The organism is Rhodobacter sp. NSM, assembly GCF_052244495.1.
Taxonomy (GTDB): Bacteria; Pseudomonadota; Alphaproteobacteria; order Rhodobacterales; family Rhodobacteraceae; genus Cereibacter_A.
Window position 1 is genome coordinate 128,780 of sequence record NZ_JBQPXH010000009.1, and the last position, 13,959, is coordinate 142,738.

Sequence of the window (13,959 nt, forward strand, 5' to 3'; positions counted from 1 at the left end):
GATGACGGGCAACCGGGTGGTCTGGTCCGAGGGACTCTTTCTCAGGACCCAGCATTTCCAGCAGCAGGACCGGCACGCCGAGGCGCTGATGCGTGCGGTGTTGCTTGCCGCCCCGTGGCAGTCCTTCGGCTTCGCGAAACTGGCGCTGGATGCCGCGGCGCTCGATGCCGGCCGCGTCGCCCTGTCGGAAGCCGAGGGCCTGATGCCGGACGGCACGCCCTTCCGACTTGCCGAAGTCGTGCCTCCGCCCGCGCTTCCCATCCGCCGCGAGGCGCCGCCGGGTCCGATCCTTCTCGCTTTGCCAGTGGAGCAGCCGGGGGCCGCAAGCCTGGACCCTGCCCATGCAGAGCCCTCCGGCGCGCGCTACCGCGGGCACATGGTGACGTTGCGCGACACCATCCGCGGGGGCGCCGAACCGGAGGAAATCGAGCTCGCCCGCCTCGCGCCGCGCCTGATCGCGCCCGGCGAGCCCGCCGACGGGTATGTGACCCTGCCCGTCGCGCGTGTCGAGGGCTTGCGGGCCGACGGTTCGGTGGCGCTCGTCGACGGCTGGCTGCCGCCGGCGCTGACGATCGGCGCGGTCCCCTGGTATCTTTCCCTGCTTCAGGAACTGGTGACGGGTCTCGACAGGGTGGCGGAGGCCCACGGGGGGCTGGTCCTCGGCGGTGCGGGACGTTCGGTCGAGAACCTGCTGATCCTCGAACTCGCCAACACCGCCCGCCCTCGCCTGGCGCACCTCCTGGCACAGGCGCAGGAACATCCTTCCGCGCTCTATCAGGAACTTGCAGGCCTCGCCGGCCGTATGGCGACCTACGGATCCTCCTCGCGGCGGCTGAGCGACCTCGCGGCCTACGACCATCTCGATCCGCAGCCGGCCTTCGCGGCGCTGGCCGATACGCTGCGCTCGCTCGTCCTGTCGCTTCGGCATGTCGAGCCGAAGTCCCGTGCGCTGCCCGTGGCGCGCCACTCCCAGAACATCTGGAAGGTGCGGATCGACAATCCCGAGATCCTGCGCTCTTCCCGCATCGTGCTCCGGGTCGGGTCGGAGATGTCCGACGAGAGCCTGCGCCGTCTTTTCGCGGATCAGGCCACGGTCGGGGCGGCCGACGCGTTCGAGCGGCTCTGGACCTCGCGGCTGCCGGGCATCCCGCTCAGGCCGCTGCACTCGCAGCCGCGCGAGATCCCCTATGACGGGGAACGCCTCTGCCTCGAGCTTGACCAGAAGTCGGAGCACTGGTCGCAGCTGCTGGAGGCGCCGGGCTTCGTCGTGGGCGTGTCGGGCGTGCTGGAGCGCGAGCCGCAGATCGACTGCTATGCCGTGAGCCGATAAGATGACGCGCGACGACGATCCGTTCGGTCTTTCAACCGATGCCGCCCGGACCCGGATCCGGCCGTCTCCGGCCGAACGTGCCCGGCGCGCGGTCGCGCTCGGGGCGGAGGCCGGGCCTGTCGTCGAGGCGCCTCTCCGCCCGCGCCACGGACGCGCACATCCGAACCCCCTGGTGGCGAGCTTCGCGCCGCTTCTCGAGGTGGCACCCGAACTCGAGCGCGCGGCCCCGCCGCAGGAGCCCGAGATGCTGCGCGCACGCCTGCGCGACACACTGGTTGAGGCGCGGGACCGTGCCGTGGGGCTGGGCGTTCCTCTGGCCCGCGCCGACCGCGCGGCCTGGTTCGTGGCGGCGCTGATCGACGACCTCGCGCTCAACACGCCTTGGGGCGCAGCAAGCGGATGGCCGCGCCAGCCGCTGGTCACGCATCTGTCCGGAGAGGTCGACGCAGGCACGCGCTTCTTCGACCGGCTCGACGAGCTTGCGCGCCATCCGGGGCTGGATCCGCACCTTCTGGAGCTTGCCTGGACCTGCCTTGCGCTCGGCTTCCGGGGCAAGCACCGGACCGGGCAGGAGGGCGGCTCCGGCGCGCTCTTCGCCTTGCGGACGGGGATAGCCCGTCTCCTGCGTGACCGCGAGGCCGAGGCCGCGCCCCTGTCACCGCACTGGAAGGGGGTCGCCGCCCCCGACGAGCCGCGCCGCTTCGCCGTGCCCGTCTGGACCGTCGCGCTCGGCGCGCTCGCCCTGATGGCCGCGATCTACGCGGGGCTTTCGCTGCAGCTATCGACGCGGGCGGGGACGCTCTTCGACATCGCCGCGCTGGTGCCTCCGGCGGAGCGTGCCGCGATCTTCCGCCCCATGCGCGAGACGGTCGCCCCTCCGCCCGAGGTCCGGGTGGACCCCGTCACCATCGAGCTCCTGCCCGCCTTCCGCGCCCGTGCCCCCGCCGATGCGGCATCTGCCCTTGCGGGTCGGGAGGATGCCTCGCTGACGGTGCTCACGCTGCGCGGTGCCGATCCCGAGGTGTTCCGTTCGGCCCGCGCCGAGGTGAACGGGCTTTATGCGCCGCTGGTGGCCTCCATTGCTTCCGTGATCGTCGAGAACCGGGAGCTGATCGGAGCGGTCCACGTCATCGGCCATACCGACAGCGTGCCGGTCCAGCGATCCAATCCCTTCGTCTCCAACCAGGGCCTGTCGGAAGCACGCGCGGCGACCATCGCGGCCATGCTGGTCAGTGGCGGGGTGCCGGGCGATATCGTCACCGCCGAGGGTCATGCCGACACCGAGCCCGTCGCCGACAACGCTACGCGCGACGGCCGCGCGCAGAACCGCCGGGTCGAGATCCGCATCGAGAAGAGGCTCTGATGCGCATGATCCGCTCGGCCTTCGCCATCCTCTTTTCCCGGACTCTGTGGACCTTCATCGGGCTCGCGCTGCTCTGCGCACTGATCTGGCAGTTCGGCGTGCTCGTCTCGGTCGGCGAGGCGGTTCCCCTCGCCTCGCCCCTCGTGCGCGGGATCGTGGTCGGCTGCATCGCGCTGCTCTGGCTCTTCTCGCTGCTCTTCGCGCAACTCCGCGCGGCGCGGAAGAACCAGATGTTCGTGACCGAGCTGGCCGCCCCCCCGCCCGCGGCCCCGAAGCCGGGCGAGGCTGCGGTGGCCGAGGTCGGCACCCGGTTCCAGGAGGTTCTGGCCGAGATGAAGCGCTCCCGCCTCGGTGGGCGGCGCTTCCTGCGCGAGATGCCGTGGTATCTCATCATCGGCCCCCCGGGCACGGGCAAGACGACCGCCCTGCGCCAGTCGGGCCTGCACTTCCCCATCGATCTCGGTGACGACCTGAAGGGCGTGGGCGGCACCCGTAACTGCGACTGGTTCTTCACCGAGCAGGCGGTGCTGGTGGACACGGCCGGTCGATACGTCCAGCAGCAGAGCGATCCCGAGGTCGACGCGGCGGAATGGTCCGGGTTTCTCGATCTCCTCCGGCGACACCGCGGGCGGCGGGCCTTGAACGGCGTGATCGTCGCCCTCTCGATGGTCGAGCTGCTCGGGCCCGAGCCGCAGCTTCGGGCGCACGGACGCGAGATCCGCAAGCGCCTGACGGAACTGGGGCAGAGGCTCCAGATCCGGCTGCCCGTCTACCTGATGGTCACCAAGGCCGACCTGATCCCGGGCTTCGAGCCGTTCTTCGGCGACCTGACTGCACGCGAGCGCGAGCAGGTCTGGGGGGCGACCCTCGGCCCCGACGAGCGCAGCGACGGAGCGGCGATCGAGCGCGAGGCACGCGCGCTCTGGCAAGGGATCGAGCAGCGCGTCGGGCCGCGGCTTGCCGAGGATACGCGGCTTGCGGAGCGCGCCGAGGTCTTCCGCTTCCCCGCCTGCATGGAGCGGTGCGAAGGCCCGCTGCGGACGCTGATCGAGGCGGTCTTCGGCGAAAGCCGCTACGAGGACAGCCCCTGGCTTCGCGGCTTCTACTTCACCTCGGCCACTCAGCAAGGCTCGCCCATCGACCGGATGCTGGGCGAATACGGGCTTGCGCTGCCTCCGCCCGAGCGCCGCCCGCACGGCGAGAAGCGGTCCTTCTTCCTGCACGACCTGCTGGCGCAGGTGATCTTCCCCGAAGCCGGCCTCGGCCGCTTCGACCGCGCCGCGGAAGAGCGGCGGCGCTGGCTCTGGCGCGGCTCGGTTGCCGGCGCGGCACTGGTGACCTCGCTGGCGGGGCTCGCCTTCCTTCTCTCCTTCCTGCGCTGGTCGGGTGCCATCGAGGACCAGGCCCGGCTGACCTCGGACCTCTCCGCACGCCTTGCCAACGTGGCCTCCCGGCAGGCTCCGACCGAGCCGCTGGACCTGTCCCTCGCCCTCGATGCCGCGACGGCCGCCGATGGCGCGCGGACCGAACCGCCCTCGGGCGCGCTTGCCTTCGTCGGGCCGTCCGCCGCGGCCGAGGTCGCCCGCGCGCAGACCATCGCCTACGAGCGGACGCTGAGGAACGTCCTCGAGCCGCGGATGGTGGCGCTACTGGAAGCCACCATGTGGAAGCAGGTGCGCAACCCCGAATACATGCTTGGGGCGCTCAAGGCCTATTTCATGATGACGGGGCTCGCGCCCTATGACCGCGACTTCCTGACCGGCTGGTGGCAGGAGGAACTGCCCGAGCAGGCGGTCGAGGAACCCTTCCCGACCGAGGCCGCGCGCCACCACCAACTGGCAGCACTGGATCTGGCGGGCGGCGAGAAAGAGCGGATCTCACCCGACGAGGAACTGGTGGCGACGGCCCTCGGCAGCATCTGCACCATTCCGCTGGCGACGAGGGCCTACAACGCGCTCATGCAGAGCCCGGAGGTGGCAGCGCTGCCGGAATGGATCCCGGGCGACGAGGCCGGCCCCAACGGGGCGCGGATCTTCACCCGTCTGTCAGGCAAGACGCTGCGCGTGGGCCTGCCCGGTGCCTTCACCTGGGCCGCGTTTCACGAGACGATCCTGCCGCTCGTTCCCGAGGTCGCCGCGCAGGCGACGCTGGACCGGGCGCTGTTCGCGGGCGGCTGCGGAGGCAGCTCTGACGCCTCGGCCACCTCTCTCGAAGCGGATATCCTCAAGCTTTACTCGGATGATTTCATCGCCCGCTGGGACGGCCTCCTGCGCGACATCCGGCTCGCACCGCTCACCGATTTTGCCACCGCGAATGCGGCGATGAAGGATCTAGCGAGCCCCGACAGCGCGCTTAAGCGTCTGCTGACCGCCGTGGTGGCCGAGACCGACCTCGCGCGCCAGCCGGAGCCCGGGTCGGCAGCCGTTCCCGAGGGTCTTGTCGGAGCTGCGGCCAGGAAGCTCGGCAAGGTCGGGAAGCTGGTGAAGAAGTCGGGCGTGCTGTCCGGCGGCGGCGCCGCCTCGACAGAGCCGCCGGGCGCGGACGTGTCGCGGCATTTCTCGGCTCTCAAGGGGATGGTGGCCGAGGTGGATGGCGTGCCGCCCCTGATCGGCGATGCCTCGCTGGCGCTCGGCGCACTGGCCAACGCGCTGCAGACGGCGGCGGCGAGCCCGGATCCGCAGGCCGCGCTGACGGATCAGGGGGGCCTCGCCACGCTGACGGGCGGGCTTCAGGAAGTGGCCCGGCGGCTTCCCGCCCCGATCGACGAATGGCTCACCTCCCTCGCAGGAGAGACCGCAACCGTCACCCGCGAGGCCGTCGTGGCGCGGCTGAACGCGCGCTACAAGGCCGACGTGCTGCCGTTCTGCCGTGCGGCGACCGCGGGGCGCTACCCGTTCGAGGCCGGATCGGCCATCGACGTGAATACGGCCGACTTCCAGCGCCTCTTCGGTCCCGGCGGGCTCTTCGACAGCTTCACCAACGACCAGCTCGGCCCCTGGATCGACACGGCCCGGCGGCCGTGGGTCTGGCGCGCGGACCTGGGACTGGATGACGCCCGCCTCGCGCCCTTCGCGGCCGCCCGCCGGATGCGCGACGGGCTCTTTGCCGGCGGCATTGGCCCCATCATGGGGTTCCTGCTCGAGGCGCGCGACCTCTCGCCCAATGCAGCCCGAGTGACGCTGAACCTCGACGGCCAGCAACTCGTCTACATGAACGCCGCCGTCCCGCCGGTGGGCATGACCTGGCCCGGACAGAACGGGACGAACCTGATCGTCCTGTCCTTCACGCCGGTCGACGGCTCGGCCGAGGCGATCACTTCGGAATCCGGGGCCTGGGCGTGGCTGCGACTGATCGGCAAGAGCAGCCTCTCGCCCACGCCGCAACCCGACGTCTTCAACCTGCGCGTCGCCGCCGGTGGCTTCTCGGCAAGCTTCGGCCTGCGCGCGAATTCGGTGGAGAACCCGCTCGACCTCAGGCTCTTCGGCGGGTTCCGCTGTCCGGATGGACTCTGACCGACCCACGGCGGGACTGTTCGGCAAACTGCCCACTACGGGAGACTTCGTCGCGCGGGGGCTGCCCGAGCCGTTTCGGGCCGCATGGGACGGGTGGGTAACGCGCCACCTCGTCGGCCGGCTGGGGACCGGGCTGCCGGGAGGCCTGCGCTTTCGCCTCACCTCTGGCGGTCGGGCAGCGGCGGGCGTCATCCTCTCCAGTCACGATGCCGTCGGGCGCCGCTTTCCCCTCTCGCTGGTCCTGACCGCGGGTGCCCTTCCGGCCCCGCCTGCCCTCGACCCTTGGTGCGACGCGGCGGTCGAGGCGGCGGCAGGGCACGAGGAGGCGGACGGCCTCTGGATCGCGCTCGACGCGATTCCGCCGCCTGAAGGATCTGCGGAAAGCGCGCCCATGCTGCTCTGGACGCGGGCATCGCCCGCCTTGGCCTGCGACCCCGCTGCACCGGAGGAGGCACTCGGGCAATTGCTCAGTTCATGTTGATCTTGGAGCCCTTGGCCGTGATCTCGCCGCCCGCCTTCAGGTTGATCTTGCCCGAGGCGTCCAGCGTGATGTCCTTGCCCTTCAGGACGATGGTGCCGTCCTTCTTCAGCGTGATCTGGGCCGAGCCGCATTTCAGCGTGATCTCGTCCTTGACGTCGAGGGTGTAGGACTTGCCGACGTTGATCCCCATGGACCCGTCCGCCTTCTGCATGTCGTCCTTGGCGACCTGCGTCACGCGGCCTCCGCCCACCGAAGTGACCTGATCGGCCCCGGTGTTCACCGTCTGCTTCGAGCCCACGCTGACGGACTGGTCCGCGCCGACCGAGACGCTCTGCGAGCCCCCCACGGTCCAGCCGTCGTCGGCCCCGATGCTGTGGGTCTGGCCCGCGCCCACGGATACGCTGCGGCTGGCGCCGATGGTGTTGGTCTGCACCGCCCCGACCGAACGCGTCTCGGCGCCGCCCACCGTATCCGTCCGCGCGGCGCCGACCGAGATCGTCTGGGCGATGGCGACCGTCTGGGTGTGGTTCATGCCGATGGTCTCGGTCGAGTTCCGCCCGACCGAGATCGTCTCGTTGGCCCCGACCGTCAGGAACCGGTTGGATCCGACACCCTCGGTGTCATCCACGCCGATACTGACGGTCCGGTTGTTGCCGACGGTCGTGGACTTGTCGTTGCCCACGCTTTCAGTCCGGTCGTTGCCGACCGCCTGGGTCGCGTCGTGCCCCACATCCTCGGCGAAGTCGTTGCCGATCGAGCGGCTCTCGTTGTTCTTGATGAGTTCGTTGTGGTCCTTCTGCGCCTGGAAATAGACTTCCTCGGAGCCCGCCTTGTCCTCGAAGCGCAGCTCGTTCCAGCCGCCGCCGCCAGGCGACGAGTTCGACTTCCAGCCCGATTGGGTGGCGCTTCCCGGCAACCCGTAGGGCGGCATCTGCTCGGCGTTGTAGACCCGCCCCGTGATGACGGGGCGGTCGGGATCGCCCTCGATGAAATCGACGATGACCTCCTGCCCGATGCGCGGGATCTGGATGAACCCCCAGCCGGCACCGGCCCAGGTCTGGCTGACGCGCACGAAGCAAGACGAGTTCTCGTCGCTCCCGTCGAGCCGATCCCAGAAGAAATGCACCTTCACCCGCGCATATCTGTCGGTGAAGATCTCGGCGCCGGCCGGGCCCACCACCCGCGCCGTCTGCGGACCCTTCATCACCGGCCGGGGCGTCCGTCGGGCGGGCCGGAAAGGCAGCCGGGTCGGAACGAGGCTCAGGTCGACCTCGTAGCCGACATCTGCGCGCGACTGGCCCGAGCGGAACTGGTCGTCCCAGAGCCTGTAGCGGCAACCGGTCACCAGATACTCGTCGTTCTCGGCCTCGCGCGGGAAGAGGTCGAGCCGGAAGGTTCGGCCGGGCCAGAGCGGACGGGCGGTGCCCCGCGCCTCGATCTCGACATGGGGCGCCTGCGCCTCCTCGAGCCGCGTCTGCGTCAACCGATCGCCCGCCGAGAGCTTCGTGTAGTCGCCGGGCCAGCGATACTGCTCCGCATCGTCCGCGGCGTGGCCAAGCGGGCTTTCGGATCGGGTCGTCAGATCGGACGAAGGCTTCTCGAAATCGTAGTCGCCCTGCGCGAAGCGGCCCGGCCGGATGGTGGTACGCGGAAGCCACGAGGTGATGAAATCGCCGTCGCGAAAGCTCAGCCGGCTGTCCGCCTCGTAGGGCAGCGTCGCTGCCCCCGGGGCAGGCGCGAGCTTCGCATTCGCGTCGAACAGGACCAGCTTGTGCCGGTCCTCCGCATGTTCGAAGAAGTAGCCGATGCCCTCGTGCTCCATCAGCCGCTGGACGAAGTCGAGGTCGGTCTCGTCGTATTGCACGCAGTAGTCGCGGGGGGGATAGCTGCCCTGCAGGCGCAGTTCCCAATCAAGATCCGCGATCTCGGCGAAAACCTCCTCGAGGATCTCGGGCACCGACTTGCCCTGAAAGATCCGGTTGTCCCGGCGCAGGCCGAGCAGTGCGAGCGCGGGCTCCAGCACCAGCCGGTAGTGGGCATGGTCGTCGCGGATCTCGTCGAAGCTGAACGAGGTGACGATGCCGTTGAAATGCCGCGGCGCCTCGCCCGCCACCGTCACGACGACCGCCGTTCCGAGGATGTCTGCGGCATCGAGATCGAGCGACTTGCTGGCGATCATCACCGCGTAGCGGAAGGTCCGTCCAAGCGCGTCCTGTCCTTCCAGCGCCGAGAAATGCACCTCCTCGGCGGCGGCGGGAACCGAGACGGTGATTTCGCGCTCCTGGGCCATGTCGCTCTCCTTCGGGACCTTACAGAACGGGCGGGCAGGCAAGGCCCCGCGCCAGCCGCCGCATCGCGAGGGGATTCTGGACCGAGGCGAAGCCTGCCTCGACGAACAGCCGCGCGCCGCCGGACCTGAGGTCGATCAGGAACCGGCGGCCACCGTCGCGCTCGCGCAGGCGGAAGGGCTCGAGGAGCCTCAGAAGGCCCCAGGGCCCCGGCTCGGCCAGCCTCGCCTCGCCTCCCGGAGTGCGGAAGTCGATCCGGGCACCCTGCTCGGGCCTGGCGCCGGGCCAGGCGAGCCGCAGGCTGTCGCTGGTCGTCGTGACCGGCCCGCCCTGTCCGCCGAGCGCCATGACCGCGGTGCCCCGTTCCGCAAGCGCCGTCAGGGTCACCTCGGCGGGGGCCGAGAGCGCCGGGCCGATGGCGCTCGCGCGTTCGAGGAAGGCAGCGCTTTCCTGCGAGAGTCCGGCAAAGCGCGCCTCGGGTTTCCAGCGCCACGGGCTCTCGCCCGTATCAAGGTAGCTCGCAGCCCGCGTCGCGACGAAATTGGGGATCGCCCCGCCCGGCCCGAGCAGGCCCGCGACTGCGGCCGGATCCGCATCCGGACCCTTGGCGAAGGGATAGCGGCCGTCGAGTGCGTGGCGGCAGGCCGGAAGGACCTCGGCCTGCCATGCCCGCGTCAGCGGGTTGGTGAGTTCCGTGGCCTGCGCCGCTCCCGCCTGTGCCAGCAGATCCTCGATGATCTGCACGATCATCGCCGGCGCCTGACGCAGGGTGGTGATCGACCGCGCGCGCTCCTCGACCCGCATCAGGCGCTGGAGGCCCGTGGGCGAGTCACGGTCGAGGCTGCCCAACGCGACGTTGAGACCGGCAAAGAGGCCCGCGATGCCGTTCATGCCGCCGCGATCAATGAACTGCCTGGTCGGCCCGAATGCGGCTGCGATCTTCAGCTGCAACTCGTGCGGCCGAAGCGGATCCTCTCCCCCCGCCTCGCGCCACACCTCACGCAGAAGGCGCGTCAGCGGCGACTCGGGCCGGGACAGTTCGCCCGAGACTTGAACGGCAGTGTCGGGGGTGCGGAAGGGCACGACGCGAAGATCGGCCAGAAGGGCCGACCAGCGCGCAATCGTCTCGGCCTGGAGGAGGGCGAGCACGCGGTCGGCCGTGTCGTTGCGCTCTTCGAGGCGACCATCGAAGAGCCGCGCCTGCCGCCGCGCGGCCTGCACGGCCAGTCCTGCTCCGCGCTCGCGTGCGTGGTCCCACCCTTTGGCGGTGAAGAGGCCCGGCACAGCGGACGAGAGCGGCTCTCCCGAGCGGCGGAACAGGACCGTCCCGATTTCCGGAATGGCGACATCCGGCCGCCACGCCGGAATGGCGGAGGCCCCGTCCGACCGCAGGAGTTCGAGCCAGGCGCGCTCGGCCTCGGAAGCCGAGGCCGCAAACCCGCGCGCCTGCGCCAGAAGTTCCGGATCGGGCTGAGGCACGGGCGCGGCAGGTCGGTCGAGCCGGAGGACATGACGGTCGAGGCCCCTCAGGGCAGCGTCCTGCGATGCCCGCCGGTCGAGCCAGCCGGCGAGCCAGACCGGCGACCAGTCGGCCCACCCGCTCAGGATGGCCCAGGCACGGACCGTGTCGTAGCTCGATGCCGGCTCGGCCTCGGAGGCGATGGCGTCGTCGATCGCGTGCGCAAGCAGGGGCGGCAGCTCCTTCGCGATCTCGGCGCCATAGGACGCCTCCGCCTCCGCCACGGCATCGAAGCGCAGGATACCGGCGGCAAGCCGCAAGGGCACGTCCCCTGCCTCTGTCGCGACAGCCTCTGCCGCTTCGGCAAGAGCATCCAGCCTCGGCCCGAGCGGCAGCGCCGCAGCCTCCTGCGCGCGGGCCGCGAAGACAGCGGACAGCTGCCGGTGAAACGTCCATTCGACGTGAAGCGCCCATGCCGCCACCGCGAGGACGAAGGCCGATGCAAGGACCATGACGATCCCGCGCCAGTCGGATGCGCGCGCGGGATCGATCTGCGTCCGGCGCGCCTCGATCCGGGCGAGGCAGCTTTCAAGGAAGGCCCGCACGGGCTCGAATACAGGGCCTGCGGCGGCGGCGCTCCGGATGAAGGATCGCAGGTCCGGTTCCGACAGGTCCCGGCCGTCGAAGAGCCGCCGCCCCGCGGCTGCGCCCCACTTGCCGAGGTCGAGGCTGCGGTTCGCCCGGGCGCGCCTGTCGATCAGCAGGGCGAGCGCGTAGCGGGCCGGCGCTATGGCGGACGGCGGCGTGCCTGCGCGGCCGATCTCGTCGGCGAAGCGGTCGAGAAGGCCGCCCGCTTCGGTCGCGAGATCCGGTGCCGGATCGCGCCGGTGCTCGATATCCTCGGCGAAGGCGAAGACCGGCGCCGCGGCGAGATCGAAGGGATGGTCGGCAGGTGGCCGGCGGGATGGCATCATATCCTTCCCTCGGCAAGCCACTTGCGCAGCGTCTCCTCGCCCACCTCGAAATGCATCGAATCCTCGCGACTGTAGGCGGCCCCCCAGAACCAGCCCTCTTCGCGGAAGTATTCAGCGAGGTAGAGAAGCCCCGCGTGGGTCTGGCCATCGGCGAAGGGGTCGAGCACGCCCTCGAGCTTGAGGTCTATCGCGGTGCCCCAGGAATGGTTCGAGATCGAACTCGCCGACCCCCGGATCAGCCGGGCGCAAAGCGCGCCCGCGGTGCCGACCTTGGCGTGAATGTCGGGGTCGGACTGCTTCAGCCGGTCGAGCACCCGCTGCAGGCTGTCGAGCGCAGGCCGGATCATGCTGACCGTGATCGGCCCGACCTGCCGCGTCTCGATCAGGGCCCTCAGCTTCGGATTGGTCACGGGCTGGCAGTCGGTGCCGTAGGTCTCGCGCGGCTGCCCGAACAGCTGGAGCATCGTGCGGTTGCGGGGCTGGGTGACGCCGGAGTTGAAGCGCGACCGGGCGAGCTTCACCTCCTCGGTCAGGGCCTCCGCGGGCGGGTGCTCGAAGTCCTCGTCGGGCGGAAGCGTGGCGAAGGGAGTGCTTTCGGGCGGGACAGGCGGCGCCGAGCGATTTGCGACGAGGCTCAATTCGTCACGCAGATGCGCGAGATCCGATGTCAGCGCCGCGATCTGGCCGCGGAGATCCTCACGTGCGGCTTCTGCCGCGGCCACCTCCGCCTCGAGCCGCTTCAGACGCAATTCGGCCCCCTGGTCGGCGGTGCGCAGCAGGCTCGTCACCACCGCGAAGGCCATTGCGGCGATGACCACGCCGATGGCGACGATGATCGGGCCTGCAAGGTTTGACCGCTGCACCACTACCCCCCCACCACGTCGACCACGACGACCGAGACGTTATCGGGCGCACCCGCATCGAGCGCAGCCCGAACGAGCGCAAGGCAGGCGCCATAAGGGTCGGCGGCGTCGGCCAGAAGCCGCTCTATCGCCGGTTCGAAGACGCAGCAGGTAAGCCCGTCCGAACACAGCATCAGCCGGTCGCCCCCCTCGATGCACAGGGTACCGGCATCCACGTCGATCGTGTCCGCAGCCCCGACGGCCCGCGTCACGAGGTTCGCTTCGGGATGAGCAGCGGCGGCGGCGGCATCGATCTCACCGCGGTCGACCAGTGCCTGCACGACGCTGTGGTCATGCGTCAACGGACATAGCCGCCCCATGCGCAGCAGGTAGGCGCGGCTGTCGCCCACCCAGGCGACATGCGCCACCGCCCGCCCGATCATCAGCGCGACCACCGTCGAGCCCATCCGATCGGTGCCGGCTCTGCGGGCATGGGCACGGATGGCGGCGTTCGCGTCCTCGATCCGGGCCACGAGTATCGCCGCGGGATCCGCCGTGTCGGCGATCGTCTCCAGCTGGTCGATCACGATGTCGGCCGCCACGTCGCCGTGGCCGTAACCCCCCATCCCGTCGGCCACGGCCCAGAGCTGGCCCATCGGATCGGTGAGAATGGCGTCCTCGTTGCGCTCGCGCCGGCAACCGCTGTGGGTGAGGCCGCAGCCTTCGGTGCGCGGCAGACGGGACGATGCCGCCGGCACGACTGTTGCGGGCCCCTTCATCGCGCGGCCCCCCGGCGAGGGACACGCGGCCTACTCAATTCCGGAGGGAACATGGCGGCTGGTCCAAATGGGTGAAACCAATGCAGGGATATGATAGCCTCATTAGCGGAATTGAGCTTGTCCTTTTTGCGGGGTGATCGCGATGCGCCCGATCTACCGGCTCCTGCTGCTGGGAGGCTGTCTCGGCCTCGCACCCGCGGCAGCGGCGGAAGACCTGACAGACGAGCAGTTGCTGGCGCTGTTTCACCGCCAGCGGGACGCTTTCAGCGCCGCCGAGAGCGGCAATGGCATGGCGCGCGGCCTGAAGCTCGTCACGGTGGACCGGATCGGTCCGGCGCCCGCGGTGGGGGACGTGCCCGCCAGCCTCGGTACACCGGTAACGGAGGGTATGGCCGGCGTGCCGGCCACGCGAAGCGATCCTCTCTTCTCGGGAGACGACCGACCGGGCCTCGGCACACCCCAGGGCCGCGACCGCGTCGCGGTCGCCGACCAGCAGACACCGCCGCCGCGCGAGAATGCGGAGGTCATGCCGGTCGCAAGCCAGAGCTTCGGCCTCCTCGACCCCGCCTTGCAGGTCAATGTCCGCGTCCGGTTCGCCTTCGACTCGGCGCTTCTGTCGGACGACCAGAAGCCGCTGCTGGCGCAACTCTGCTCGGTGATGAAAGCGAGCGACATCCGGCTGTTCCAGATCGTCGGTCACACCGATGCGGCCGGCAGCGACGCCTACAACCGGCAACTCTCGCTCCTCCGGGCCAAGGAGGTCCGCCGCTACCTCGTCGACGACTGCGGCATTGATGGACAGCGCCTGCGCGCGCTGGGAATGGGCGAGCGCTTTCTTGCGAATACCGCAGACCCGCGCAGCGGCGACAATCGCCGCGTCGAGTTTCAGGCCATGAGCTAGGCACGCTCGGAAGCTCCTGCCGCGACCTGC

9 protein-coding genes are annotated in these 13,959 nt (G+C 70.2%); 5 read left to right on the forward strand and 4 right to left on the reverse strand.

The window, feature by feature from the left end:
* Position 1 precedes the first annotated feature (1 nt).
* Genes tssK through ACTVZP_RS16740 form a run of 4 tightly spaced genes read left to right on the forward strand, consistent with a single transcriptional unit; the run spans position 2 to position 6,686 of the window.
* Entirely contained in the window at positions 2 to 1,330 is a 1,329-nt protein-coding gene (gene tssK / locus ACTVZP_RS16725) for a type VI secretion system baseplate subunit TssK (RefSeq protein WP_443213298.1), read from the forward strand.
* A gap of 1 nt (position 1,331) precedes the next feature.
* The gene (icmH, locus tag ACTVZP_RS16730; RefSeq protein WP_443213299.1) at positions 1,332 to 2,693 is read left to right on the forward strand and encodes a type IVB secretion system protein IcmH/DotU; all 1,362 of its coding nucleotides are present in this window, start codon (positions 1,332 to 1,334) and stop codon (positions 2,691 to 2,693) included.
* Positions 2,693 to 6,205, forward strand: coding sequence for a type VI secretion system membrane subunit TssM (tssM, locus tag ACTVZP_RS16735; protein ID WP_443213300.1), 3,513 nt, complete (start codon positions 2,693 to 2,695; stop codon positions 6,203 to 6,205). Before icmH ends, tssM begins: the two co-directional genes overlap by 1 nt.
* Positions 6,195 to 6,686 (forward strand): TagF domain-containing protein, encoded by a 492-nt coding sequence (locus tag ACTVZP_RS16740; RefSeq protein ID WP_443213301.1) that lies wholly within the window; start codon positions 6,195 to 6,197, stop codon positions 6,684 to 6,686. The genes tssM and ACTVZP_RS16740 overlap by 11 nt, the downstream gene beginning before the upstream one ends.
* On the opposite strand, the gene ACTVZP_RS16745 is transcribed toward ACTVZP_RS16740, so the two are convergent.
* The 4 genes from ACTVZP_RS16745 to ACTVZP_RS16760 are packed head-to-tail and all read right to left on the reverse strand — an operon-like array spanning position 6,673 to position 13,028.
* Positions 6,673 to 8,976 (reverse strand): type VI secretion system Vgr family protein, encoded by a 2,304-nt coding sequence (locus tag ACTVZP_RS16745; RefSeq protein WP_443213302.1) that lies wholly within the window; start codon positions 8,974 to 8,976, stop codon positions 6,673 to 6,675. The genes ACTVZP_RS16740 and ACTVZP_RS16745 overlap by 14 nt on opposite strands.
* A gap of 19 nt (positions 8,977 to 8,995) precedes the next feature.
* Entirely contained in the window at positions 8,996 to 11,404 is a 2,409-nt protein-coding gene (locus ACTVZP_RS16750; protein ID WP_443213303.1) for an ImcF-related family protein, read from the reverse strand.
* Positions 11,404 to 12,270 carry a M15 family metallopeptidase gene (locus ACTVZP_RS16755; protein ID WP_443213305.1) on the reverse strand — a complete coding sequence of 289 codons (867 nt, stop codon included), beginning with the start codon at positions 12,268 to 12,270 and terminating at the stop codon, positions 11,404 to 11,406. Before ACTVZP_RS16755 ends, ACTVZP_RS16750 begins: the two co-directional genes overlap by 1 nt.
* Before the next feature lie 2 nt (positions 12,271 to 12,272).
* On the reverse strand, positions 12,273 to 13,028 hold the full coding sequence (locus ACTVZP_RS16760) for a PP2C family protein-serine/threonine phosphatase (protein WP_443213306.1): 756 nt from the start codon (positions 13,026 to 13,028) through the stop codon (positions 12,273 to 12,275).
* Positions 13,029 to 13,170: 142 nt separating this feature from the next.
* Between ACTVZP_RS16760 and ACTVZP_RS16765 the strand changes: the two genes are divergently transcribed.
* On the forward strand, positions 13,171 to 13,929 hold the full coding sequence (locus tag ACTVZP_RS16765) for an OmpA family protein (protein ID WP_443213307.1): 759 nt from the start codon (positions 13,171 to 13,173) through the stop codon (positions 13,927 to 13,929).
* Positions 13,930 to 13,959: the final 30 nt, after the last annotated feature.